The following is a 26,384-nucleotide window of genomic DNA, read 5'->3' as shown; positions in this document are numbered from 1 at the left end:
ATATTTAAAATCTGAAATTGTAACTTACTGCAGGAACAATTCCGAAAATAGATGTTTTTACGGCTTCATTGTCGCCCGTGTCCACATTTTGTCGGAAATTTATTGAAGCTGCATTTTTGCGATTATACAAATTATAAATGCTGAAAACCCATTCACCTTTCCAGTTTCGATCTTTGTTTTTTCTCGGAGTCAAAGTTGCTGAAACATCTAAATGATGATACGCTGGCAAACGATTTCCATTACGAAGGCCGTAGCTTGGAACCGTGATTCCTAAATATTCATATTGCCCGTTAGGATAAGTAACTGGCATTCCAGACTGTAAGGCAAAGTTAGCACCAAAAGACCATTTTTCGTTCAAATTATAAGTTGAAGTTATGGCTAAATTGTGTGTTTTGTCATAAGCCGAATTGTACCATTGGCCATTATTAATTCCAGTTTCTTCAGGAGTTCTTCCTGGAGTTTGCTGTTCTGATTTTGATAAAGTGTATGAAATCCATCCGTTAAATTTTCCTTCATTTTTCTTTACCATGATTTCTAAACCATAAGCGCGCATTTGCCCATTTAGGATCACTTGCTCAATAGCATTATTTGCAATTAAATCAGCTCCGTCTATATAATCAAGACGGTTTTGAATTTCTTTGTAATAGGTTTCAACTTCTAAGGAATAAGCACCGCTCTTGATATTTCTGAAATATCCGAGCGCCACTTGATCTGCAATTTGGGGTTTAATATAAGTGTCACTTGGCATCCAGACATCAAGCGGAGTAGGTGATGAGGTATTTGAAATCAACTGAAGATATTGTGCCATTCGGTTGTAACTCGCTTTTAATGCTTCATCATCATTTAATTGATAAGAAACAGAAAAACGAGGCTCTAGATTATTGTAATCTTTGATCGATTTGTTTTTGCCATAATATTCTGTGCCAATTGGAGTTGCTTTTTCATAAATCTGCATATCCGAATCAAAAAGAACCGGATTGTTGTTTTCATAAAGATTTACAGAAGAAGGACCTAAACGGTAAAATAAACTGTATCGCAATCCATATGCAATTGTAATTTTCTTTGAAAGCTGATTTTCGGCATCAATATAAACAGAAGGCTCAAAAGCATATTTTTTATCCAATTGATCAGGATTAATGCCAGAATCTGGTCCGCTTGGTTTTATAGTTCCGGGATTAAACTTGTAATAAATTCCGTTTAAGCCGTAACTCAATTTGAATTTATCTGAAATATAATGTTTGAAATCGTATTTAATATTATAGTTTTGAATGCCAGAATCCCATTTAAATCCGACAAAATCGAGATCTAATCCGTAATAATAATCACTGTAAATTAAAGATAGATTTGAAAATAATTTATCTGAATACAAATGATTCCAACGAAGATTCAGAGTAGAATTTCCATAAATATTCGTGAAACTTTTGTTTAAACTGAAAACATCGCGTCCAAAATATCCGGATAAATACAAACTATTATTGTCATTTAATTTATAGCTCAATTTGGTATTCAAATCATAAAAATAAGCCGAATTGTCTTTTTGATCTTCTGAAAGTTTTAGAAATAAATGAGCATAAGAAGCTCTTCCGCCAATTAAAAAAGAACCTTTATCTTTTACCAAAGGACCTTCCGCTAAAAGTCGGCTAGAGATTAACCCGATTCCTCCGTTTACATGAAACTCTTTACTGTTTCCATCTTTCTGATAAATATCCAAAACGGAAGAAGCTCTTCCTCCAAAACGCGCAGGAATTCCACCTTTATATAATTTCAAATCTTTAATAGCATCTGGATTAAAAACGGAGAAGAAACCAAAAACATGAGAAGAATTGAAAATCGTCGCTTCGTCCAATAAAATCAAATTTTGATCAGCGCCGCCGCCACGTACATTGAATCCCGATGCGCCTTCACCTGCATTTGTAACTCCTGGAAGCAATAAAATAGATTTTAAAACGTCAACTTCTCCCAAAACAACCGGCATTTTTTTGATGGTTGCAATGGAGAGTTTATTTGCACTCATTTCCGGGGATTTGATATTGACTTTGCCTTTGTTTTCTTTAATGACAACTTCCTGTAGTTCCTGGCCTTCGCCTTCGCTGAGGCTAAAATTCATTTTGGTATTTTGATTTAGAAGCACGGTTTGTTGAATGGTTTGGTATCCAACATAACTAATTTCAATTTGATGTTCTCCTTTTGGAATGGTCAAGGAATAGAAGCCATATTCGTTTGTAGTGGTTCCAATTTTCAAAGAAGGAATATAAATATTGACAGCAATTAAGGTTTCGTTGCTTTTATTGTCCTTTATAGTGCCGCTCAAGGTAAATTTTTCCTGAGCAAATGAAGTAAACGCCGTTAAAACGAAAATTATAAGAATGCCAATTTTTCTTGAAATCATCTTTTTGATTTTGGTTTACATAGTTAAGAATTCTTACTAATATATTATAATGGAACAGCTGTTAAATGTTGGTTAAGATAAAACAAAAAAGACAACCCATAAAGGTTGTCTTTTTTTATTTACTTCTAACAGTACATTATTATGTTCTGTTATTATTTGATTTTAGCAATAATAGCATTGAATGTTTCGCTAGGACGCATTGCTTTGCTTACTAATTCAGGAGTTGGTTGATAATATCCTCCAATGTTTTGCGCTTTTCCTTGAGCACCAATTAATTCCGCATCGATTTTAGCTTCGTTAGCTTCAAATTCAGCTGCGATTGGAGTGAAAATCGCTTTTAATTCAGCATCTTTATTTTGAGCTGCTAAAGCTTGAGCCCAATAGAATGCTAAATAGAAGTGAGAACCTCTGTTGTCAATTTGACCCACTTTACGAGCTGGAGATTTATCATTTGCTAAGAATTTATCATTAGCCTGATCTAAAGTTTCAGATAATACAATCGCTTTAGAATTGTCTAAAGTTTGTCCTAAATGCTCTAAAGAAGCGCCAAGAGCTAAAAATTCTCCTAAAGAATCCCAACGTAAATATCCTTCTTCTGTAAATTGCTCAACGTGTTTAGGAGCAGAACCTCCAGCACCAGTTTCGAACAATCCACCACCGTTCATTAAAGGAACAATAGATAACATTTTTGCAGAAGTTCCTAACTCTAAAATTGGGAATAAATCTGTTAAATAATCACGTAAAACGTTTCCAGTTACAGAGATAGTATCTAAACCTTTGATGATTCTGTCTAAAGTAAATTCAGTAGCAGCAACTGGGTTTAAAATACGGATATCTAAGTTTGTAGTATCGTAATCTTTAAGGTATTTTTGAACTTTTACGATTAATTCTCTATCGTGTGCTCTGTTTTCGTCTAACCAGAAAACAGCAGGAGTACTAGATAAACGAGCTCTGTTTACAGCCAATTTAACCCAGTCCTGAATAGGAGCATCTTTTGCCTGGCACATTCTGAAAATATCGTTTGTTTCAACGTTTTGTTCCATTAAAACATTTCCGTTTGCATCTACAACGCGAACAACACCATCAGCTTTCAATTGGAAAGTCTTATCGTGAGATCCGTATTCTTCAGCTTTTTGCGCCATTAATCCAACGTTTGGAACACTTCCCATTGTTTTTGGATCAAAAGCACCGTGTTTTTTACAGAAATCAATAGTTGCAGTATATATTCCAGCGTAAGAACGATCTGGAATAACAGCAAATGTATCTTGTGCTTTACCTTCTTTGTTCCACATTTGTCCAGAAGTACGGATCATTGCAGGCATAGAAGCATCAACAATTACATCTGAAGGAACGTGTAAGTTTGTAATTCCTTTATCAGAATTAACCATAGCTAAAGCTGGTCCGTTTGCGATTGCCTGATCAATAGCTGCTTCAACTTCTGCTTGCTCAGGTCTTCCAGCGATTTTTGCGTAGATATCACCTAAACCATTTCTAGTATCAATGTTTAATTCAGCGAATAAAGATTCGTATTTTTTGAAAACATCTGCAAAATATACTTCAACGATAGCGCCAAAGATAATTGGATCAGAAACTTTCATCATTGTAGCTTTTAAGTGTACAGAAAGTAAAACTCCTGCCGCTTTAGCTTCAGCAATTACATCAGCTGCAAATGCTTTTAATTTTTTTACACTTAAAACAGAGCTATCAATGATTTCGCCCGCTTTTAGTGGAGTACTTGCTTTAAGGACAGTTGTTGTGCCATCTTTAGCAATAAATTCGATTTTTACATCGTTTGCCTCAGCAACAGTAAGTGATTGCTCACTTCCGTAGAAATCACCGTTTGGCATTGAAGCTACTTTAGTTTTTGAATCAGCAGACCAAGCACCCATTGAGTGTGGATTTGCTTTTGCAAAGTTTTTAACAGCTCTTGGAGCTCTACGATCAGAGTTTCCTTCACGTAAAACTGGGTTTACGGCAGAACCTAAAACTTTTGCATATTTTGCTTTAATTTCTTTTTCAGCATCCGTTTGAGGATCTTCAGGGAAATTTGGAACATTATATCCGTGAGATTGTAATTCAGCAATAGCTGCTTTTAATTGAGGAACAGATGCAGAAACGTTTGGCAATTTGATGATGTTAGCTTCAGGTTTTGTAGCTAGTTGGCCAAGTTCAGATAAAGCATCTCCGGTTTTTTGAGCATCTGTTAATGATTCAGGAAAGTTAGATAAAATTCTTCCTGCTAAAGAGATGTCTCTGGTTTCAATAGCGATACCTGCTGTTGAAGTAAACGCCTGCACAATTGGTAACAAAGAATAAGTCGCTAATAATGGCGCCTCATCAGTTAAGGTGTAAAAAATTTTTGAATTCTGTGTCATTTTTTTTTTTTTTTTTATAATCGTGTCGTCACGAGATGACGATATGAAAAGTATAGTCGGCTCAAAACGAGCGGAGCAAATATAATAAAAACAGTCCGAAATCGGTGTAGTTTTGTTTAGAAATGGATGAATTATCAGATTGTTATTTCGTGCTTGTTAAATTGTCAAATCGATGATTTTGATATTAAAAAATTACAGTTTTGATATTGGTTCAAAAGAAGACATAAAAAAAACTCGTTTCAAGTAATATGAAACGAGTTTTTTATAACAGATTGATAAATGATTATCTTCTTTTATCTTTAATCTTAGCTTTTTTACCAGTAAGTTCTCTGAAGTAGAAAATTCTAGCTCTACGTACAGCACCTTTCTTGTTGATTTCAATTTTTTGTAAAGCTGGTAAGTTTACTGGGAAGATACGCTCAACTCCAATAGCTCCAGACATTTTACGGATTGTAAAAGTTTCTGTGTTACCAGAACCTCTTCTTTGAATTACAACTCCTTTGAAAAACTGAGTTCTAGTTTTTTCACCCTCTTTAATTTCGTAGAAAACTGTGATAGTATCTCCAGCTCCGAAATCAGGGAAATCTTTTTTAGCAACGAATTCGTTTTGAACGAATTTTAATAAATCTGCCATGATAATTTTATTATTATAGTTTTATATCGAGCAACATTCACGGATCTCGCCAGAGGTTGGTCAAATTCGGGTGCAAATGTAAAAAAAAATTATGAATTATAAATTGTAAATTGTAAATTATTTTAAGTTGCTGAAAAAAAGTTCTTTAAAGTGTTTTTATTTCAGGTTTTTGCTTTGTGAATTGGCCTGAAACCTGAAACTTGAAACCTGAAACAAAAATTAATGCCCTTCAAGTAAATCCGGCCTTCTGTTTTTAGTATGTTCAAAAGCCTTGTCTTCACGCCATTTGTCAATTTTGGCTGCGTGGCCGCTGGTCAATACTTCCGGAACTTTCCATCCTTTATAATCTGCGGGTCTTGTATATATTGGTCCTGAAAGCAAATTATCCTGAAAACTATCTGTTAAAGCAGAAGTTTCATCGCTTAAAACACCAGGAATTAATCTAATTAATGCGTCAGATAAAACGATAGCGCCTAATTCTCCGCCAGATAATACATAATCACCGATCGAAATTTCTTTGGTAATAAAATGATCTCTAACTCTTTGGTCAACACCTTTATAATGTCCGCATAAAATAATAATGTTTTCATACATAGACATTGTATTAGCCATTTTTTGATTCAGGGTTTCTCCGTCAGGCGACATATATATGATTTCGTCATATTCACGCTGACTTTTTAAATGTGTAATGCAATCGTCAATTGGTTGAATCGTCATTACCATTCCTGCGCCACCGCCAAAAGGATAATCATCAACACTTTTTTGTCTGTTGGTGCTATAATCACGAAGATTGTGAAAATGTACTTCGACTAAACCTTTGTCAATAGCACGTTTCATAATAGAAGCCTCAAAAGGGCTTCTTAATAATTCAGGTAAAAGTGTGATAATATCAATTCGCATTTCTCTTTTTCAAAAGTTTGGGTGCAAAGATACAAAGTAAATACTGAGAAATTTTAAAAATAGGAATTCAAAAAATGAACCGCTTTGTTTTAGTGAAATGTTGTGATTTTGAATATTGTATTTTTACGTTTAAACTATTGCTTGTCAAATGGATAAATAATAATTATATAACATTAAAATGTTTTTGTGTAAAACAATATTTCTTACTTTTAAGTATTATTACATAGTTTTTTACTTACAGAATTGTTGCCTTAAATCTAAAAACTTGATCTAATGAAAAATATAATTTTATGTTTTGCTGTAATGGCATTATGTGCATGCGCAAGTTCGAAAAATACTGGAGATAAATGGATTGGAATGACTAAACAAAGTCTTATAAAAAGCTGGGGAACTCCAATAAGGATATTTGATAATAGTGGAGATGGTGAAATATTGCTTTATGCAGATCAGGTGTATGAAAAAGGAGAAAATGAAGATTCCAGAATGGCTGGTCCGTTGCATTGGAATTATACTTATATGTATGTAGATAAAACAGGAAAAATAACTTCTTTTAGAAATGAAAAACAAAATTACGCTCCTCAATCTATTGATTCTGATAAATTAGCAGGAATGAGTTTGTTGACTGTGAAGTGATTTGAATGAATATTTTGGGATAAAAAATTTTATTTCGGTTGTAAATAAATACTATTTTTAAACAATCAAATTTTAAATTTTTCCAGAAATAATGCCTTCTCAAAAAATAAAAATCTTCGCCATAAACGGGAGTACACGAAAAAACTCCAGCAATTTTAAAATTCTAAAACATGTTTCTGAACATATAAAAGAAAAATTTGAAGTTGAAATTTTTAAAGAATTAGATCAATTACCACATTTTAATCCCGATTTGGATCAGGAAATTCCGCCAGAAAAAATTATTCAATTTAGAGATAAAATTGCTCAGGCTGATGGTGTTTTAATTTGCACGCCGGAGTATGTTTTCAGTTTGCCCGGAACTTTAAAAAATGCTTTAGAATGGTGTGTTTCGACTACTGTTTTTTCTGGAAAAAAGACAGGATTTATCACTGCGTCGGCTTCGGGTGAAATGGCTCATGAACAACTTTTACTAGTAATGAAAACACTTGAAGCGAAATTTGATGATGCTTCGCAACTTTTAATTCAAGGCATTCGCGGAAAAATAGATAACGAAGGAAAAATTACAAATCCTGATACCGAAAAGGCTCTTGAAAGCTTTATAACGAATTTTGAAAATCAATTTTTGGATTGAGCTGTACAGCGTTCAAATAAAAAGACTAGTTTTACTTTTAGACTTTTTCAAATAAAAAATGACAACAAGAAGGAACTTTATTATAAACACAAGCTTGGCTGCTGCTGCAGTTTTAGCTGCGCCATCATTAGCTTTTACTATGAATAAAAAAGAAATTGGATTACAGTTATATACGTTGCGTGATGAACTGCCTAAGGATGTAAAATCAACTTTAGAGAAAGTCGCAAAAGCGGGCTATACAATCGTTGAAACGTACGGTTTTTCTATAAAAGATCAGTTTTGGGGATTATCACCGAAGGAATTGAAGAAGATTTTGGACGATAATAATTTAAAAGCATTGAGCGGACATTATAATTTAGGAAGCTTTTTATATGATGGAAATACCGCTGAACTTATCGCGGCAATTGAAGCCGCAAAAGTCTTAAAAAATGAATTTTTGACTATTCCGTGGGTCGATGAGCATTTTAGAAAAAGCATTGAAAATTATAAAATAATAGCTGCACGTTTAAATGAAGCCGCCAAAATGTGTAAAAAAGCAGGTCTGAAATTAGCGTATCATAATCACGATTTTGAATTTCAGAAACATGACGGCGTTACAGGTTATGAAATCTTGCTTAAGGAAACCGATAAAGACTTAGTTTATTTTGAATTGGATTTATATTGGGTCGCACGATCTGGAAACGATTCTTTAAAGTTGTTTAAAGAAAATCCAGGCCGTTTTAAAATGTGGCATGTAAAAGATATGGATAAAGTAAATCAGGCATTGAATACTGAAATTGGTTCAGGATTAATTGATTTTAAACCTTTATTCAAAGAAGCAAAACAATCTGGAATGCTTCATTTTTTTGTTGAACAGGAAAATAATTATGTGCCAAATTCTTTTGAATCCATAAAAACAAGCTGTGATTTCATTTCAAAAAATCTAATTTAATTCATTGATAATTTATGAAGAAACTTCTTTTTCTGATAGTTGCAATTCTTTGTTCATGTCAATCAAATAAAAAAGAAAATTCACAGGTAAACCCGGAATTAAATTTGCCTCCAAATCCATATTTTGCAGAAATTAAAGTTAATGATGTAAAACTTCGTACACCAGTTTTTGGAGATTGGCTGTATTCTCATCCAGAAAAAGGACAGAGTTTTGAGCAATTTATGAATACAAAACATGTTGTGCCAACAAAGGAGGAAGATATAATTTATTTGCAGCCAATCGGGAAATTCGACGCATTGCAAGTAAAACAAATTGAATTGGTTCGTCAATATTTAGAAATATTTTTTCAATTGAAAACCAAAGTTTTGAAAGAGGTTTCAAATGATATTATTCCAAAAAATGTTAGAAGAAGTGGTGAGCTTGGTCAAGAACAATTTTTGGCCGGATATATTTTAGACAGCGTTTTAAAGAAAGAAAAACATGAAAAAGGAATCGCATTAATGGCGATAACGGAAAAGGATTTGTATCCAAAACCAGAATGGAATTATGTTTTTGGACTTGCATCTTATAGAGATAAAATTGCAGTAAGTTCAATTCATAGACTGTATGATAAAAAAATGGAAGGAGCAGATTTTAGTTTATGTTTAGAGCGATTGCTTAAAATCTGTTCTCATGAAATTGGACATATGTTTGGCCTGCATCATTGTATTGAGGCCGATTGCGTGATGAATGGTACCAATAGTTTGTCTGAGACAGATGAACATTCACTTAGATTGTGTTCGCTTTGCCAAAGAAAACTAAATTCGGGGTTTAAATATGATAATATAAAAAGGCTGAAAGAATTAGTAAAGTATTTTAAAGAAAATAACTTGGCAGAAGGATTAGAATTAATGAAAAAAGATATTGAAAAAATTAAAAAATAAATAAAATAAAATGACAACCAGCAAAGAATTTATAAAAGGAGACGAAATAGAATGGGAAGTAGTCGGAGAAGGAATTAAACGTAAAATTTTGGCTTTTGATGACCGAATTATGCTTGTAAATGTTCATTTTGAAAAAGGTGGAATTGGTGTTTTACACGATCATTATCATTCGCAGGTTACTTATATCGCAAGCGGAAAATTTGATGTAACAATCAGTGGCGTAACTCAGACTTTAAAAGAAGGCGATAGTTTTTATATTCCGCCTCACGCTGTTCACGGTGTTGTTTGCCTTGAAACCGGAATGCTTACGGATGTTTTTAGTCCGGTTCGTGAAGATTTTTTAAAAGCTTAAAATTCAATGAAATTGGTGCAAAAATATCCTGATCTTAACTTGAATTTGAAAAATTTATAAATTTTTTAAAGTTTTGCTAAAGATTAGATTGGTATTTTTGCATCATGAATTTATCGAAAACGAATGTACTGTTTATGGCAGTTTGCACTAGTCTTATAGTTGCAAATCTTTATTACTGCCAGCCTTTGATTGTTTTAATTGCCAACGAATTTAAAATTCCCGAAGCCAGCGCAGGAACAATAACGTATCTTACGCAGGCAGGTTACGCAATTGGTCTCTTTTTTATGGTGCCTCTTGGTGACAAATTAGAACGTAAAAAACAAATTTTAATAACCACTTTTGCCTCAGTAATCGCACTTTTGATTGCTGCAACAGCCAAAAGTTTTCTGATTTTACAAATCGCTTCTTTACTAATCGGAATCACATCGATTGTGCCACAACTTATTTTGCCTTTGGCAGCGTCATTAAGTACACCAGAACAGCGCGGAAAAGTTATTGGAACAATCATGAGTGGCTTATTGGTTGGAATTTTGCTTTCCAGAACTTTAAGCGGACTTATTGGCCAGGTTTTAGGCTGGAGATCGATGTTTTATATTGCAGCAGGAATTTGTCTTTTGATCTTTTTTGTGATTCAAAATAAATTCCCAGTTAATAAACCACAGTTTCAAGGAACTTATGGGCAATTGATCCAGTCCTTATTTACACTTATAAAAACACAGCCAGTTTTGCGTGAAGCCACAGCAATCAATGTTTTCAGTTTTGCTCAATTTGGTGCTTTTTGGACAACTATGGTTTTGCTGCTTTCGGGTGAGCCGTTTCATTTTAACAGTGCAACAATTGGTTTGTTCGGAATTGTTGGTGCTTCTGGAGCTTTGGCAGCACCTTTGGTTGGTAAAATTGGAGATAAAGGAAATTCGAGAATTGCAGTTGGTTATGGCTGTCTATTGATTTTAATAAGCTTTTTGATTTTTTATTTTTCGATAGAAAGCGTAATCGGAATTGCGATTGGAATTGTGTTTATTGACATTGGAATTCAGGGTGTTCATATTTCAAATCAAACCAGAGTCTATTCCTTATTGCCAGAAGCCAGAAACAGACTAAATACAGTTTTTATGTCGTTTAGCTTTTTAGGAACCGCCGCTGGATCTGCATATGGATTAATGCTTTGGAAGTTGGGCGGATGGCATGCAGTTGCTATTGGATGCATTGGCTTATCAGCATTGGCATTTACAGTTTACGGACTTACTTATAAATCTAAAAATAGAAAGACAAATTGATATGTAATTAATTTGTAAATTTGCATTCGAATAAAAAAAAATACAACAATGGAAAACGGAATATACGCTAAATTCAATACTAGCAAAGGTTCGATTTTAGTAAAATTGACACACGATTTGACACCAGGAACTGTAGGAAACTTTGTTGCTCTTGCAGAAGGAAATATGGAAAATAAAGTGAAACCTCAAGGACAAAAATTCTATGATGGATTGAACTTTCACAGAGTAATTGCTGATTTCATGATTCAGGGAGGATGTCCTAAAGGAACTGGAACTGGAGATCCTGGATATAAATTTGATGATGAATTCATTCCAAGTTTAAAACACGATCGTCCAGGAGTTTTGTCTATGGCAAACTCAGGCCCTGGAACTAACGGTTCTCAATTTTTCATTACACACGTTCCAACTCCTTGGTTAGACGGTAAACACACTGTTTTTGGACATGTGGTTGAAGGACAAGATGTTGTTGATGCTGTAGCTCAAGGTGATGCTCTTGAAACTTTAGAGATTATCAGAGTTGGTGAAGAAGCTGAAAAATGGAACGCGATTGAAGCTTTTATTTCTTTGAAAGGTGCTCGTATGAAAAGAGAAGCAGCTTTAAAAGCAGAATCTGAAGCAAAAATGGAACAATTAGCTGCTGGTTTTGATAGAACTGAAAGCGGTTTACGTTATAAAATGATTCAAAAAGGTGAAGGAAAAAGAGCTGAAGCAGGAAAAACAGTTTCTGTTCACTACGAAGGTTCTTTAGAAAACGGAAAAGTTTTTGATTCTTCTTACCCAAGAAAAAAACCAATCGAATTCAAATTAGGAATTGGGCAAGTTATCGAAGGATGGGACGAAGGTATCGCTTTATTGCAAGTTGGAGACAAAGCTCGTTTTGTAATTCCATCTGATTTAGCATACGGACCATCAGGTGCAGGAGGAGTAATTCCACCAAACGCAACTTTGGTTTTTGATGTTGAATTAATGGACGTTAAATAAGAATTTCAAAGCAATTTAGTATTGTTTTAAATAAGAATCCCATATGCCACGGTATATGGGATTTTTTTATATTTACTTAAAATAAAACAAAACCAAGAGCGATGAAATCAAAAATTTTAACTTTAGCCGCTATAGCATTATTTGCTGCTTCATGTGGTACAAAAAAAGCGCCTGCAACTCCTCCAGCTGCGCCAGCAGTTACAGAAACTGCAAAAGCAAAGGAATTGACTCCTGAACTTGCTGCAGGGAAAAGCTTATATGAAAACAGCTGTGCAAAATGCCACAAGTTGTATGAGCCAACGAAATTTACAAAAGAAGAATGGCAGCCAATTTTGGTTCGCATGCAGAAAAAAGCAAAATTAGATGATACTAATATGGCTTCGATAACAAATTATATTCACTCGCAATTGTAATAATTTGCGGTTAAACAAAAACAAAAAAACTATTCAGAATTGAATAGTTTTTTTGTTTTCAGACAGATATAAAAAAACACCTTCATAAAAATGAGGTGTTCAAAAAATTATGAAGTATGTACTTCTGAATTGTCAACGGCAATAATTTTTAAAGTTTTGATTCCGACAGGCAATTCCCAGTCAACCTGATCATTTTCTTTAAAACCAATAATAGCAACACTCAAAGGCGCAAGAATCGAAATTTTAGATTGTTTCAAATCGGCAGACGACGGTAAAACAATTTGTATTTTCATTTGTTTTTGAGCTTTAACATCTTCAATTGTTACAAAAGAATTGATTCTGATAACCGTTGGATCTAAATCACTTTCTTTACTAATGATAGCGCGATCTAATTCCTGCGATAGCTGATTTGCTTCTTTAGTATTTGTTGCGTTTTTGCTTTTTAAAATTAATTCTCTTAAAAAGTTATATTCTGATTTACTAAAAGTGGGTGTTGGTTTCATATCTGTTTGAATTTATTGTTTTATTTTTTTTGAATGATTTTTCTTCTTTTATAAATTAAAGATTGCGTTTTTTCATAACCTTGCTTGAGGTCAAATTTTTGAAATGCTTTAAATGTGGGAAAACAAAAAAATATCTGACCAAAATTGCTTTTGCCAAATAAAATAAATGTTTTAAAATGATGTAAATCCTCCGCCTGAAAGAAGAAATGAAATAGACGGAGGCCTAATTAATAAAGGCCTTACTATGTGAAATAAATACAGCAGAAAGCGGTTTTCTTGTAGAAGAAAACAGGGAAACCGAAACTGTAAATAATAGTATAGTGCTCACAATGAGTATTTATTGCTTGTTTTACAAAGATAAGAAACTTTTTTAAATGTTTGTTTTCATTTAATATTGTAGCAATAGTTTTTTTACCACTCCAGATAACTATCGGGAGTGGTAAAAATTATTTTTATGAATTCAGAAATTCAAGTAAGTCTTTATTCAATCTGTCTTTTTCAGTATAAAATAAGCCGTGTGGCGCTCCTTCATAGGTAATGAAAGTATTGTTTTCGATTGCTTTTGCTGTTTTTTCTGAACTGATTTCAATAGGAACATTTTTATCATCGGTTCCATGAATTATTAAAGTTGGAACTTTAATCGTGTGAAGTTCATCTCTAAAATCGGTTGTATTTAAAGATTCTCCACATTGCAAAGTTGCTCTTGGCGAAGCTACTGAACATAAATTTCTATAATATTCTAACAAAGGCGTGCTCAAAGGTTTATTGATGATGTTTACACCAAAAAAGATTTTGCTAAAATTATCCAGAAAACCAATTCTGTCTTCTTTTATTGAAGCTGCAGTTGCTTCGCTTTTTTCTTTCGGACGACCCTCAGGATTGTCTTCTGTTTTTGCTAAAAATGGAATAATAGACGAAATTAGAACCGCTTTAATAACACCTTTTCCCTGATATCGGCTAAAATAACGTACAACTTCTCCGCCTCCCATAGAAAAGCCTACCAGAGTTAAATCTTCTAACTGCAATTGTTCAATAATTTCGCTTAAATCATCAGTCAAAGTATCATAATCGTAACCCTCCCAAGGCTGAGATGATTTACCAAAACCACGACGATCATAAGCAATTACCCTATAATTATTCTGAACCAGAAATTCGATTTGATACTCCCACATTTCGTTTGAAAGCGGCCAACCATGAATCAAAATTACGGGTTTTCCTTTTCCGTAATCTTTTACATAAAGTTTTACATTTTTTGCAGTTTCAATATATTTATCGCTATTTGATTTATTAACCTCGTAATCAAAATCTTTAAGAGAAATCCCAGGTGCTATTACACTATTTTCCATTTTGTAAATTTTAAATATTAGTAAAAAAAATGAATAGTTAAAATTAAATGGATAGAAGAAAAACTAATTATAGAATTAGTGCAATTCATTACAAAATTATAGGTTTGTAAATAAACTAGATAAAAGATAAAATGGATTTAACCTGGAATGAATTTGAAAGAACCGATATGCGTGTTGGAACCATTGTTGAGGTAAATGATTTTCCTGAAGCAAGAAAGCCGGCTTTTCAATTAACAATAGATTTTGGTTCCGAAATTGGAATTCGAAAATCATCGGCACAAATTACAAAACGTTATAAAAAAGAAGATTTGGTAAATCGTCAAATTGTGGCAGTAGTAAATTTTCCTAAAAAACAAATTGGGAAATTTATGAGCGAATGTCTGGTTCTTGGGGCTGTAGGCGAGGAGGGAGATGTTATTTTATTAGCTCCTGATTTTAAAATACCAAATGGACTTAGGATTGGGTAATTTTTTCTAATTAAATACATGGAAAATACCTAATACAAAACACATGTTAGGTTTTTGTTTTTTTATCGTTCCACTCTTTTAAATGTTCTTCAATTTTAAGCTTGTCAACTGCTAGTTGCTGTGTGAAAATTTCTAGCATTACTAAATAATCCTGTTTTGAAAAATTGAATTCTTGAAGTTTGTCAAGCCATTCAACTTTAGAGCCAATTTTTTCGGCACCCGATTCTTTTGTTTTGTCAATACCAATTCGATTCCATTGTATTAAGTCTCCGCAGTTCTTGATTTCTGCGACAATTAGTGTGCAGGAAAAGTCATTGTCGTCAGGGCACATCAAAATTGGGCAAATTGTTGTTTCATTTTCGTTTGGTAATATTCGCTTCCAAACTACTTCTTTTTCTTCTTCATGTTCCATCCAATATACAAGTGTCGGAATAAGCCCTTTAAACATCTTGTTCGGATAAAGTTCGTCAAGCTTTTCGTCTAACCAATTGTTATCAATTCGATAATTTATGAAGTCCCAATAATCTTCATAATCGCTATTGTCTTGTATTCCTTCGATTTTATTCATTGAGCTTTTTTAAAATAAGTATGTGTGAAGAAACGAGTTTATTTTTTGTTTTCTTTTTTAAGTTTTAAATCTATGTTTTTATGTGTTGAAAGGAATTAGATATTAATTTTCTCAATTAACTTTTGCAAAATCACTTGCCCTTCTTCCCAATATCTTAAATCCGAATCAGAGTTAATGTGGCCTTGTTGTCCAACGTTTACAAAATCACTCCCCCATTTTTCCGCAAAATATTTTTTTCTTTCGAAAGAAGCATAAGGATCATTTTCACTGGCAACTACAATTGACGGAAATGGTAGTTTATAAATTGGCATTGGCGAAAAATTTCTAATAATATCTGGCGTATGTTCCGGTGAATCAACATCGGCAGGCGCTACCAATAAAGCACCGATTATATTTTTATTCGAATTATTTTCTGCCCAATGCAATACCAAAGAAACGGCAAGACTATGCGCAACTAAAATTGTTGGATTTTCTAGTTTTGAAGTTTCTTCATTCAAACGTGCAATCCAATCTTCGCGAACTGGTTCGTCCCAATTGTCTTGAACCAAACGAATTGAATTTTTGAATTTTTCGTGCCAAAATGTTTGCCAGTGTTTCTCTCCAGAATCTCCAAGTCCCGGTAAAATTAATAGTTGTGTCTCCATTGCCGTGGATTTTATTTTGTTTATTTTTTGGTTTGTTTCTCTTTTAAAATTCGGTTTACTTCATTAACAAGAAGCGGAAAACCAGGTTCCGTCATTCCGTGTCCGTAACCGTCTAACTCATAAAGTTTGGTTTGTTTATGGCCTTTTAGTTTCATCATGCGTGCCATATATGCGTTTTCTTCATATCGGCCTAACATTTCTAATTCACGGTCGCCTGTAATTAATAATAATGGCGGCGCATCAGCGCGAACATAAAAAAGTGGTGCATAAGCATCAATTGTAGGTGTTGTATCTGGAATTCCATTTTCTCTCCTAATTTCAAAATGCGTAATGCATTGCCCGCTAAACGGAATTAATCCTGCAATTTTATTGGCGTCAATTCCTTCTTTTTGAAGCCATTTTTTATCCAAACCGATCATCATTCCTAAGTAACCTCCAGCTGAATGCCCTGAGACAAAAATCTGAGAAGAATCGCCACCATAATTTGAAATATTATTAAAAGCCCATGCTACAGCAGCTGCAGCATCTTCAATAGCTTTTTCTGCTTTTACTTTCGGCGAAAGCCTGTAATTAACACCAATAATAGCAAAACCTTTATTTTTTAATGCTTCAGGAATTTCTTTATTTCCGCCGGTCAATCCGCCGCCGTGAAACCACACAATTGTTGCAAAATTCTTGCTGTTTTTTGGATAATAAATATCTAAAACACATCTTTCGTTAATGTAGCTATCCGATTTGTTTACTGTAGCATTGTAATATTGAATGTTTGATTTTGTTTCATATTCCAGTTTTTGTGCAAAAGCAGAAACACTAAAAATAATAAAGCTTAGAAGGAAAAGTAATTTTTTCATTTTTTGGTTAAAAAGTAAAATGTTAAAAGTAAAATGTAATTTATGAAAGGTATGTGAATCATGCATCTCACATTTAGCATTTCACATCTCACAAATAAATATATAAAAAAAGTCCAAAATGCTATACAAATTGGACTCGTACTTTTTTAAAAAGTTATCTGGAGACTAAATATCGTCAAAATCAATATCGGTAAAGCTAGATCTTTGTGTTTCAGCTTTATCAGAACTGTATTCTTTTTTAAAATCTTTTTGGTGTCTTTCAGAGATTACTTCTTCGCCTTTGTGGTTCAAGACGTATGAAGTCATTTCTTCTAGTATTTCAGCAAATGCACTAAAATCTTCTTTGTACAAGTAAATTTTGTGTTTTTTAAAATGAAAAGAACCATCTTCTTCAGTGAATTTTTTACTTTCGGTAATCGTGATGTAGTAATCGTCAGCTTTTGTAGCTCTCACATCAAAGAAATAAGTTCTTCTTCCTGCTCGTAATACTTTAGAAAAAATCTCTTCTTTTTCTAACATGTCATTTTCTCTCATAATACGTTCTATCATTTTTTGGAATTAATAGTACTCAAAAATCATAAAAAATTATCTATTACACAACAATTAAAGTAATTCTTTTTCCGAAAGTTGTTTTAAATATAACGATGAATAATAACCTTCCTGATTTATTAATTGATTATGAGAGCCTTGTTGAATAATTTTACCATCCTCTAAAATGATAATTTTATCGGCATTTTTGGCCGATGAAACTCGGTGACTTACAATAATTGTAGTTTTATTTTTACAAATTTCAAACAAATTATTTAAGATTGTTTCTTCGGTTTCTGTATCCACCGCAGATAGGCAATCGTCAAAAAGTAAAATTGCCGGATCTTTGATTATGGCACGTGCAATTGATACGCGTTGTTTTTGTCCGCCCGAAAGTGTTATGCCTCGTTCCCCTAAAATAGTGTCGTATTGTTTGTTAAATGCTGCAATATTATCATGAACTACGGCATTTTTTGCTGCCTCGATAACTTCTTCATCTGTAGCGTTTTGATTACCAAATTTGATGTTGTTTTTAATGGTATCCGAAAATAGAAAGGCGTCTTGAGGTACAATTCCGATATTGTTTCTCAAATCATTTAAATTCAAAGTACTGATTTCATTTCCATCAATTGTTATTCTTCCATTGGTAACATCGTACAAACGAGAAATTAAAGAAAGAATGGTCGATTTTCCCGAACCTGTTTTTCCTAAAATAGCTAATGTTTCTCCGTTTTTAACCGAAAAACTTACATTTTTTAAAGCCTCGATATTAGTATCTTCATAAGTGTAACTTACATTTTCGAAAGCAATAGAACCCTGAATTTCTGATGAATTCGGATTGTTGTTTTTGATTTCTGGCTCGATTTTCAAAAATTCATTCAAACGTTTTTGAGAAGCTTCGGCTTCCTGAACCATTGAAGAAACCCAGCCCAAAGAGGCAACTGGCCAGGTAAGCATGTTGACATATAAAATAAATTCGGCAATAGTACCAATATTTGGAATTGTTCCGTTGATGTACATAACGCCTCCAAAATAAATCACAACCAAATTACTGATCCCGATCAAAGCAATCATCAAAGGTCCAAAAAGTGATTGTACTTTGGCTAAATCCAAACTTTTTCGTTTACTTTCATCAGCAAGATCAATCATGTTATTTTGATGCTGATTTTCTAATGAATAGGCTTTTATAACTCGGATTCCCGAGAAAATTTCTTGCGTAAAACTAGAAACTTTAGATAAATATTGCTGAAATGTTGTGCTTCGTTTATTGATTTCTGAACTCAGTTTGAAAATACAATAGGACAAAATTGGCAATGGCAAAATTGTATATAAAGTCAACAAAGGCGATACATTATACATATATATGATAACGATCGCAAAACGGATGAACGTATTAATAGTATACATAACCGCCGGACCAACATACATACGCACTTTTGAAACATCTTCAGAAATTCGGTTCATTAAATCTCCGGTACGATTTTGTTTGTAGAAATTTTGAGAAAGCGTTTCATATTGTTTGAAAACCTCATTTTTCAAATCAAACTCAATATGACGTGACATTACAATCAATGTTTGACGCATTAAAAAGGTCAGGAATCCAGCTACAATCGCACTTCCAATGATTAACAGTACGTTATGAATCAAATCTTGTCTGTAAAAATCTCTTATTATTGAGGATTTTTGATCTGCTTCAGAGAGTTTTAGAAAGCGCTCAATCACATCAAAAGAGTGGCTGACCAGTTTCGGGGTGAATAAAAAGAATATTTGTGCGATTATTGTGATTAAAATTCCAAAAGAGAAACTGAATTTATACTTGATGAAATATTTGTTTAAATAGCTTAATTCTTTCATTTTTTTAAGAAATGTGATATTGAATTGATTTAATATTATGAATTATTATTAATTAAAATTATAATAAATTACGATTTAATCAAAACAATTATATTGTAAAATTGTTATTTTAAAGATAAAAAATTAGCACATGTGTATTTTTTAATTATGTTTGAGAAGTCTTTTTGACAAATTCATAATTTTAACTAATTAATACTAGCGCTATGGATGCAACTTTCACAACTGGAAAGGAACTTCAAAAAATGGATCCTGTTTTTGGTCAATTATCTTTTGATGATCACGAACAAATTGTATTTTGCAATGACAAAGATACAGGTTTAAAAGCAATTATTGGTATTCATAATTCGGTTATGGGACCAGCTTTAGGAGGCACCAGAATGTGGAATTACAACACAGAATGGGAAGCTTTAAATGATGTTTTACGTCTTTCAAGAGGAATGACTTATAAATCTGCAATTACCGGATTGAATATTGGTGGAGGTAAAGCGGTTATTATTGGAGATGCTAAAACACAGAAAACACCTGAGTTGATGCGCAAGTTTGGAGAATTTGTTCACTCTTTAAGCGGAAGATATATTACGGCTGAAGATGTTGGAATGGAAACTAAAGACATGGACACTGTAAGAGATGTTACACCTTATGTAACTGGAATTTCTGAAGAAAGAGGCGGATCAGGAAATCCTTCGCCTGTTACAGCTTACGGAGTTTACTTAGGAATGAAAGCAGCTGCAAAAAGCCAATTTGGTTCTGATGTTTTAGATGGCAAAAAAGTTCTGGTTCAGGGAATTGGACACGTTGGTGAAACTCTAGTTGAATATTTGACTAAAGAAGGAGCACAGGTCACAATTACTGATATCAACGAAGAAAAATTATATCAAGTAGCTTCAAAATACAACGCAACAATTTATACAGGAGAAGATTTGTATACTGCAGATGTTGATATCTATGCACCTTGTGCAATGGGAGCAACCATTAATGATAATACAGTAGATAAAATTAAAGCTAAAGTTATCGCTGGTGCTGCAAACAATCAATTAGCTGATGAAAATGTTCACGGAGCAAGATTACAGGAAAGAGGAATTTTATACGCTCCAGATTTCTTGATCAACGCTGGTGGAATTATCAATGTTTATGCTGAATTAGCAAACTACGGAAAAGCTGAGATTATGAGCAAAACAGAGAATATTTACAATACAACTCTGGAAATCATTGATTTTGCAGCTAAAAATAATATTACTACTCATAAAGCAGCGCTTACAATTGCTCAAAATCGTATTGATGCGAGAAAAATTGAAAACGCTAAAAAATAATAAAAATAAAGTTTATTGTTGAAGAGTCTCAGTCTCGGCCACAATTTTTAGATAAATCTTAAAATTGTGACTGAAAACTGAGACTTTTTTTGTCGATTTAATTTTATTATAAGAATTGAAATTCTTAATTTTGCAGACTAATTTTTAAAAGTTCTTACAAGGTGGTAAACAGAAGACACATACGCGTTAAAGTAATGCAATCCATTTATGCAATGCATCAAAGCGGTTCTGATAATATGGAAAAAGAAGAAAAATTTCTTTTTTACAGCATAGATAATATTCAGGACTTATATCTTATAATGCTTTCTTCATTAATTGAAATTTGCAAAAAAGAATCAGTATTCCTGCATTTATCAAGCAAAAAACACCTCGCAACTGCAGCAGAACGTAACCCAAATGAAAAGTTTGTTAAAAACAAAATTTTTCAACTTCTTGCCGAAAGCAACTCTCTTAGTATTGCTTTAGAAACTCGTAAAATCAACAATTGGTCTTTAAACGATGATTATATCATTTTGCTTTTAAATGATATCAAAGCAAGTGATATCTATAAAAAATACATGAGCAACAACGTTAATACGTTTGAAGAAGACAGACAATTTATTATTGATTTGTTCGAAAATGTAATTGTTCCGAATGAGAAATTATATGAGTATTTAGAGGATGATAAATTGACTTGGGTTGATGATATTCCAGTTGTAAATACGCATATCATCAAACAATTAAAAGCGATCAAAACGGAAGATCCAGATGCTTTTAGAGTTCCGAAATTGTACAAAGATGTTGAAGATAAGGATTTTGCAAAGGATTTATTCAGACGTACAGTTTTAAATGAAGCAGTTCTTGCGAAAGAATACGACGATAAAACACCAAACTGGGATAGTGAGCGTATTGCAGAAATTGATACTATTATCTTGAAAATGGCAATTTGTGAATTTTTGAAATTCCCATCAATTCCAGTGAAAGTAACTCTTAACGAATATTTAGAAATTGCAAAAGAGTATTCTACACCAAAAAGCAGTATTTTTATCAACGGAATTTTAGATAATCTTGTGAAAGAACTTGAAGCCAATAAAAAAATGGTGAAAGTAGGAAGAGGTTTGATGTAATTTTAGAAAAATTCCAATTTTAGAAAAGACGAATTACAATAAGAAAACATTAATATAAATCAAAAACAACTATGGGACAATTAAGTCAATTTGCACCTTTTCTTTTAATGTTCGTGGTAATCTATTTCTTCATGATTAGACCACAACAAAAAAGAGCTAAAAATGAAAAAGAATTTGAAAGCAACCTAAAAGTAGGTGATAAAATAATTACAAAAAGTGGTTTTCACGGTAAAGTTGTTGAGCTTGCAGAAACTACAGTTGTAATCGAAACAATGTCTGGAAAATTAAAATTAGAGCGTTCAGCTATTTCTTTAGAATTGAGTGCTACTTTGAATAAAAAAGCTTAATTTTTTTTTTAGAATTTTCAATTTAAAAATCCCAAATTTCTTAATGAAGTTTGGGATTTTTTGTTGAACAACAAAAAAGCGAAAACCTTTGTCAAAGTTTTAAACTTTGACAAAGGTTTAGTCTCGTATAGTTTTGAAATTTGGATTTTAAATATTCGAATTTTCAGATAATTTACCTGTATTTATCATTCAGCCCAACATTTGCTAAAATCATCGGAAGTACTTTTTCTATTCGCGAAATTTTAGTTTTTTCCTGTTTTGCGGTTTCAATATATTCTAAAAACTCATATTGTTTATAAGGAGAGAATTTTTCAAAAGCTTCCTTTAAAGCTGGATTCTGAGTCATTTCCTTATTTAAAAGCTCAGATACGATGGCTTCTTTTTTAGAAGGTTTAATGACTTTTCCTTGTTTCTCGTTTTCAATTGCTTCTTTAATGTATTCTAAAATCACTTTTTCGTTGATTTCATCTTTAGAAGCAAAACGCCATTGTCGCAATGACTTTGTGACTTCTTCTTGAGCGTTAATTAATTTCTTTTTCTCATCTTTTAAGAAAACGCCATTAAAAAACCATAAAGCAAAATAATCTTTAAATCCGCCAATTCCAACAACGTTTTTTTTGTCGTAAACATAAACAGTACCACCCCATTTTATGGTTTCTGTCAGTTCAGTTTTATCGATAATGGCTTTAAGTAGGAGTAATTCTTCTTCCCATTGACTGCCATATTTCCACATGCCTTTATTTTCAGATTTGGCTTCCAATTATTTTATTTTTTAGATTTTTCTGTTGCATCAAAAATTCCCGGAATAGCAGTCAACTCTGCAATTTTCACAATTACTTCTGTTGCTTTCTGAATGCTTTCTGCAGGAACATATTCGTATTTTCCATGGAAATTGTGCCCGCCAGCAAAGATATTCGGACAAGGTAATCCCATAAAGGATAATTGCGATCCGTCAGTTCCGCCACGAATTGGTTTGATGATTGGTTTGATGTTTAATTCGCGCATTGCTTTTTCGGCAATATCAACAATATGTTTTACAGGTAAAACCTTTTCTTTCATATTGTAATATTGATCTTTTACTTGAGCAACAACAATATCTTCACCGAATTTTTTAGCATATTTTTTATTGAAGCTTTTCGCGATCTTAAAAATAAGTTCTTTTCTTTTCTCGAATTTCTTTTTGTTGTGATCACGAATAATCAATTCTAAAACAGTTTCTTCAATGTTTCCTTTGATGTGATGCACATGGAAAAAACCTTCGTAACCTTTCGTTTCCTGAGGTGTTTCTCCTTTCGGAAGTTCATTGATGAAATCATTAGCCAAAAGCATAGAGTTGATCATTTTTCCTTTTGCATATCCTGGGTGAACGCTTTTTCCTTTGAAGGTAATTTTAGCTCCGGCAGCATTGAAATTTTCGTATTCTAATTCTCCAATTTGGCTTCCATCCATTGTGTAGGCCCATTGGGCACCAAATTTTTCAACATCAAAATAATGTGCACCACGACCAATTTCTTCATCAGGGGTAAATCCAATTCTTATTTTTCCGTGTTTGATTTCCGGATGTTGAATAAGATATTCCATTGCCGAAACGATTTCTGTAATTCCGGCTTTATCATCTGCGCCTAACAAAGTTGTTCCGTCAGTTGTAATGATAGTTTGGCCTTTGTATTGAAGTAAATCTTTGAAATAATTTGGAGATAAAATGATATTTTTTTCGGCATTCAAAACAATATCTTTTCCGTCGTAATTCTCAATAATTTGAGGTTTAACATTTGCTCCGCTAAAATCTGGCGAAGTATCAAAATGAGAAACAAAACCAATTGTTGGAACTTCATGTTCAACATTACTAGGTAAAGTAGCCATGATATAGGCTTTATCGTTAATTGTAACATCTTGTAAGCCAATTGCTTTTAACTCTTCCACTAATTTATTGGCAAGATTCCACTGTTTTTCTGTACTTGGTGTTGTATGAGAATTTGGATCTGATTCAGTATCAATTGTTACATAACTGATAAAACGATCTATGATATGTTGCATTTTTTTGTTTTTTTAGCAAATATAGAAATTTTTCAATGGTATGATTTTAAAATTTTATTCGCAATTAGCTATAAAAAAAGAGATTTATAAATTTATAAATCTCTTTTCGAATATTTTAATTATTTGCTTTTAACACATCTAAAACCAAGATGATTCGCTGCAGATCGAACTTCACCTTTTCCACGGGTTCCAACCATATATCTTGTGCAATATTGATCTGTACATAAGAAAGAGCCTCCACGGTGTACCTTTTTTATTTGAGTAGGATCATTTGGATCATTATAAGCACTAGGTCCCTGCGGATTTTTTGCCACTTCTCCGTTTTCTGCCAAAGTTTTATAATAGTCAACGCTGTACCAGTCGTTTACCCATTCCCAAACATTTCCAGCCATATCATATAAACCGTAAGTATTTGGCGCATATTGTCCGGTCGGGGCGATTCCTTTAAAGCCATCTTCGCCAGTATCACCATCTTTAATCGGAAAATGACCTTGATAAATATTAGCCTGAAATTTTCCATTTGGTTTTAATGAATTTCCCCATGCATAAAGATTTCCTGTTTTTCCGCCTCTGGCAGCAAATTCCCATTCGGCTTCAGTTGGAAGTCTTTTTCCCGCCCATTTTGCGTAAGCGGCTGCATCTTCATATGCAATGTGTACGACAGGGTATTTTTCTTTTCCTTTAATTGTGCTTTGCGGGCCGTCAGGATGTTTCCAATCTGTGCCTGGTTCATAACGCCACCATTGCAGGAAGTTGTTTAAATTAACGGCCGCAGGAGTAGGAGTAAAGATCACTGATCCTGTTACTAAATCTTCTTCATTGGCAGTCGGGAATTCTTCTTTAGTGGGTTTTTGTTCAGCAACTGTTACATATCCGGTTGCTTTTACAAATTTTTCATATTCTTCATTGGTCACTTCGGTTTGGTCCATGTAATATCCGTCAACATAAACACGATGAATTGGAGCGGCATCTTTTGTGACACCTTTTATGCTGCATAAACTTTCATCTTCAACATTTGATCCCATAGAAAATTCTCCACCCGGAATCCAGACCATTCCTTTTGGGGCTTTTCCAGCTGGTTTGTCTTTGTTTTCAATAGTTGGTTTAAAGGCAGATGCTTCTGTAGTGCTTGGAGTTTCTGCACAATCCATTGCTGTTGGTTTTTCTTCTTTTGGAACAGTTAATTTGGTGTATCCATAAGCAATTGAAATAATTGAAATGGTCAGCAGTGCAAATATCCAATAGGTTTTATTTTTCATTATAATAGTTTTAATATATAGTGGTTGTTAATTGGGTGATAAAATTATAAAAATAACATTATAATAGTCTATTTATTTTATAGAATTTATAGACTATTTTGTTTTTAACTTTCTTTTTCAACCGAAACAACTTCATATTTATCTTTGCCATCAACTTTTACGGGCTGATAATATGTTTCTCCAAATTTCACATATTTAGCATCACCAATAGTAACTTCTTCGCCACCTTCAGGTAAATTGTCTACAATTGTTCCGGCAGTTGGTGCAACTACTGTGTACTTGCCACCATCTTTTTCATAGTAAGTTCCTCCGTAATAGTAATTGTTTACAGTTCCTGTATTTACAGTTTCTGCTCCGCTAGGGATATTATTAACAGTGCCTCCGACTGGTGCAGGAACAGCAGTGTAGCCACCATTCGTAGAACTGTACCAAACTCCCTGGTCATAATGATATTTTTGGTTTTCAACCGAAACAATTATAGCTGTAGTTGCAAGTGTTGCCACAAAAAAGCCCCATGGATGCCAAACTGGTCCCCAATAAAAAGGATGATATGGACGTGGATAATAGGGATGATAGCAATTGTATCTGTAGCCTCCATAAACATAAGGCGGACGAACATATGGTCTCGGACCTGGTCTGACTACTGTGTTTCGGTTGTTTTGGACATGAATACTATTGTTGACGTTAATATTAACATTGTTTCTATTACGGTTTACGGTATTGCCACTTATGTTGGTGTTTCTGTTGCCAGAATTGTTTATTCTGTTTGTATTATTGGAATTTCTATTATGGCCATTATTGTTTCGGATATTTGAATTATTGGCAGTTCCTCCGTTAATTCTTGTTCCTCCGTTGTTTGCTCCTGGGCGCGTGGTATGAGTAGGTCTATTTGTCATAGCAGGTCTAGATTGTGCAGCGGGTCTTGCTTCTCTGGTAGGCCTAGCTTGTCTTGTCTGTCCACCGCCACCACCAGCTCCGTGAAAACCACCTCGGCCACGCTGTGCAAAACCATCCATTGAAATCATAAAAAGTGATCCCACGAAAAGTATACAAACCGTTTTTCTTATTGTTTTGGTTATATTTTTCATTTTCAGAGTTTTAGTTTCATAAAGTTATTAAAAAAAT

Annotated in this window: 27 protein-coding genes; 12 read left to right on the top strand and 15 right to left on the bottom strand. The window is 33.3% G+C overall.

All coding sequences use genetic code 11. The features are described 5' to 3' along the window. Positions 1-4 precede the first annotated feature (4 nt). From FN795_RS05700 to trmD, 4 genes are all read right to left on the bottom strand, one after another. A complete protein-coding gene (locus FN795_RS05700) occupies positions 5-2,389 on the bottom strand; it encodes a TonB-dependent receptor (protein ID WP_142449762.1) in 2,385 nt (794 codons plus the stop codon). Between the two features lie 152 nt (positions 2,390-2,541). Then, complete coding sequence (locus FN795_RS05695) at positions 2,542-4,764, bottom strand: NADP-dependent isocitrate dehydrogenase (RefSeq protein WP_142449761.1); 2,223 nt, start codon at positions 4,762-4,764, stop codon at positions 2,542-2,544. A gap of 283 nt (positions 4,765-5,047) precedes the next feature. Beyond that, positions 5,048-5,398 carry a 50S ribosomal protein L19 gene (gene rplS, locus FN795_RS05690; RefSeq protein WP_057124480.1) on the bottom strand — a complete coding sequence of 117 codons (351 nt, stop codon included), beginning with the start codon at positions 5,396-5,398 and terminating at the stop codon, positions 5,048-5,050. 219 nt (positions 5,399-5,617) lie between these two features. Next, positions 5,618-6,298: a tRNA (guanosine(37)-N1)-methyltransferase TrmD gene (gene trmD / locus FN795_RS05685; protein ID WP_035649164.1), complete on the bottom strand. Its 681-nt coding sequence runs from the start codon at positions 6,296-6,298 to the stop codon at positions 5,618-5,620. A 273-nt stretch (positions 6,299-6,571) separates the two neighbouring features. Between trmD and FN795_RS05680 the strand changes: the two genes are divergently transcribed. The 8 genes from FN795_RS05680 (at position 6,572) to FN795_RS05645 (ending at position 12,439) form a co-directional block, all read left to right on the top strand. Next, positions 6,572-6,931 (top strand): hypothetical protein, encoded by a 360-nt coding sequence (locus tag FN795_RS05680; protein ID WP_142449760.1) that lies wholly within the window; start codon positions 6,572-6,574, stop codon positions 6,929-6,931. A gap of 91 nt (positions 6,932-7,022) precedes the next feature. Further along, the gene (locus FN795_RS05675) at positions 7,023-7,562 is read left to right on the top strand and encodes an NADPH-dependent FMN reductase (protein ID WP_142449759.1); all 540 of its coding nucleotides are present in this window, start codon (positions 7,023-7,025) and stop codon (positions 7,560-7,562) included. Positions 7,563-7,620: 58 nt separating this feature from the next. Continuing rightward, positions 7,621-8,493, top strand: a complete 873-nt coding sequence (locus FN795_RS05670; protein ID WP_142449758.1) for a sugar phosphate isomerase/epimerase family protein — start codon at positions 7,621-7,623, stop codon at positions 8,491-8,493. 14 nt (positions 8,494-8,507) lie between these two features. Beyond that, positions 8,508-9,416: an archaemetzincin family Zn-dependent metalloprotease gene (locus FN795_RS05665; RefSeq protein ID WP_142449757.1), complete on the top strand. Its 909-nt coding sequence runs from the start codon at positions 8,508-8,510 to the stop codon at positions 9,414-9,416. 10 nt (positions 9,417-9,426) lie between these two features. Next, on the top strand, positions 9,427-9,768 hold the full coding sequence (locus FN795_RS05660) for a cupin domain-containing protein (protein WP_142449756.1): 342 nt from the start codon (positions 9,427-9,429) through the stop codon (positions 9,766-9,768). 134 nt (positions 9,769-9,902) lie between these two features. Beyond that, the gene (locus FN795_RS05655) at positions 9,903-11,045 is read left to right on the top strand and encodes an MFS transporter (RefSeq protein WP_244289945.1); all 1,143 of its coding nucleotides are present in this window, start codon (positions 9,903-9,905) and stop codon (positions 11,043-11,045) included. A 48-nt stretch (positions 11,046-11,093) separates the two neighbouring features. Beyond that, entirely contained in the window at positions 11,094-12,026 is a 933-nt protein-coding gene (locus FN795_RS05650) for a peptidylprolyl isomerase (protein WP_142449754.1), read from the top strand. A gap of 101 nt (positions 12,027-12,127) precedes the next feature. Continuing rightward, positions 12,128-12,439, top strand: a complete 312-nt coding sequence (locus FN795_RS05645; protein WP_142449753.1) for a cytochrome c — start codon at positions 12,128-12,130, stop codon at positions 12,437-12,439. A 107-nt stretch (positions 12,440-12,546) separates the two neighbouring features. Here the strand turns inward: FN795_RS05645 and FN795_RS05640 are convergent, their stop codons facing one another. Together FN795_RS05640 and FN795_RS05635 are read right to left on the bottom strand one after the other, a co-directional pair. Beyond that, positions 12,547-12,942, bottom strand: coding sequence for a GreA/GreB family elongation factor (locus FN795_RS05640; protein WP_142449752.1), 396 nt, complete (start codon positions 12,940-12,942; stop codon positions 12,547-12,549). 452 nt (positions 12,943-13,394) lie between these two features. Then, complete coding sequence (locus FN795_RS05635) at positions 13,395-14,288, bottom strand: alpha/beta fold hydrolase (protein WP_142449751.1); 894 nt, start codon at positions 14,286-14,288, stop codon at positions 13,395-13,397. Positions 14,289-14,419: 131 nt separating this feature from the next. Here FN795_RS05635 and FN795_RS05630 point away from each other — a divergent pair, with 131 nt between their 5' ends. Further along, positions 14,420-14,755 (top strand): tRNA-binding protein, encoded by a 336-nt coding sequence (locus FN795_RS05630; protein ID WP_142449750.1) that lies wholly within the window; start codon positions 14,420-14,422, stop codon positions 14,753-14,755. Between the two features lie 46 nt (positions 14,756-14,801). Here FN795_RS05630 and FN795_RS05625 read toward each other — a convergent pair whose 3' ends face one another. From FN795_RS05625 to FN795_RS05605, 5 genes are all read right to left on the bottom strand, one after another. After that, a complete protein-coding gene (locus tag FN795_RS05625) occupies positions 14,802-15,323 on the bottom strand; it encodes a hypothetical protein (protein ID WP_142449749.1) in 522 nt (173 codons plus the stop codon). Positions 15,324-15,418: 95 nt separating this feature from the next. After that, positions 15,419-15,967 (bottom strand): RBBP9/YdeN family alpha/beta hydrolase, encoded by a 549-nt coding sequence (locus FN795_RS05620; RefSeq protein ID WP_142449748.1) that lies wholly within the window; start codon positions 15,965-15,967, stop codon positions 15,419-15,421. A gap of 20 nt (positions 15,968-15,987) precedes the next feature. Continuing rightward, on the bottom strand, positions 15,988-16,818 hold the full coding sequence (locus tag FN795_RS05615) for an alpha/beta hydrolase (protein WP_142449747.1): 831 nt from the start codon (positions 16,816-16,818) through the stop codon (positions 15,988-15,990). Between the two features lie 165 nt (positions 16,819-16,983). Beyond that, the gene (locus FN795_RS05610) at positions 16,984-17,352 is read right to left on the bottom strand and encodes a PUR family DNA/RNA-binding protein (protein WP_026728980.1); all 369 of its coding nucleotides are present in this window, start codon (positions 17,350-17,352) and stop codon (positions 16,984-16,986) included. Between the two features lie 69 nt (positions 17,353-17,421). Beyond that, positions 17,422-19,200, bottom strand: a complete 1,779-nt coding sequence (locus FN795_RS05605; protein ID WP_142449746.1) for an ABC transporter ATP-binding protein — start codon at positions 19,198-19,200, stop codon at positions 17,422-17,424. Positions 19,201-19,403: 203 nt separating this feature from the next. Between FN795_RS05605 and FN795_RS05600 the strand changes: the two genes are divergently transcribed. The 3 genes from FN795_RS05600 (at position 19,404) to yajC (ending at position 21,963) form a co-directional block, all read left to right on the top strand. Beyond that, entirely contained in the window at positions 19,404-20,510 is a 1,107-nt protein-coding gene (locus tag FN795_RS05600) for a Glu/Leu/Phe/Val family dehydrogenase (protein ID WP_142449745.1), read from the top strand. A gap of 194 nt (positions 20,511-20,704) precedes the next feature. Further along, positions 20,705-21,616, top strand: a complete 912-nt coding sequence (gene nusB / locus FN795_RS05595) for a transcription antitermination factor NusB (RefSeq protein WP_142449744.1) — start codon at positions 20,705-20,707, stop codon at positions 21,614-21,616. A 71-nt stretch (positions 21,617-21,687) separates the two neighbouring features. Beyond that, entirely contained in the window at positions 21,688-21,963 is a 276-nt protein-coding gene (gene yajC / locus FN795_RS05590; protein ID WP_142449743.1) for a preprotein translocase subunit YajC, read from the top strand. A 172-nt stretch (positions 21,964-22,135) separates the two neighbouring features. Here the strand turns inward: yajC and FN795_RS05585 are convergent, their stop codons facing one another. The 4 genes from FN795_RS05585 to FN795_RS05570 form a co-directional block, all read right to left on the bottom strand. Further along, complete coding sequence (locus FN795_RS05585) at positions 22,136-22,723, bottom strand: YdeI/OmpD-associated family protein (protein WP_244289944.1); 588 nt, start codon at positions 22,721-22,723, stop codon at positions 22,136-22,138. A 5-nt stretch (positions 22,724-22,728) separates the two neighbouring features. Next, on the bottom strand, positions 22,729-24,000 hold the full coding sequence (pepT, locus tag FN795_RS05580; RefSeq protein ID WP_142449742.1) for a peptidase T: 1,272 nt from the start codon (positions 23,998-24,000) through the stop codon (positions 22,729-22,731). 119 nt (positions 24,001-24,119) lie between these two features. Further along, positions 24,120-25,259 (bottom strand): formylglycine-generating enzyme family protein, encoded by a 1,140-nt coding sequence (locus tag FN795_RS05575; RefSeq protein ID WP_142449741.1) that lies wholly within the window; start codon positions 25,257-25,259, stop codon positions 24,120-24,122. Positions 25,260-25,363: 104 nt separating this feature from the next. Beyond that, entirely contained in the window at positions 25,364-26,347 is a 984-nt protein-coding gene (locus FN795_RS05570; RefSeq protein ID WP_142449740.1) for a DUF6515 family protein, read from the bottom strand. Positions 26,348-26,384: the final 37 nt, after the last annotated feature.

Source organism: Flavobacterium resistens, from assembly GCF_900182645.1.
Taxonomy (GTDB): domain Bacteria; phylum Bacteroidota; class Bacteroidia; order Flavobacteriales; family Flavobacteriaceae; genus Flavobacterium; species Flavobacterium resistens.
This window is presented reverse-complemented; position numbering and strand designations above follow the sequence as displayed.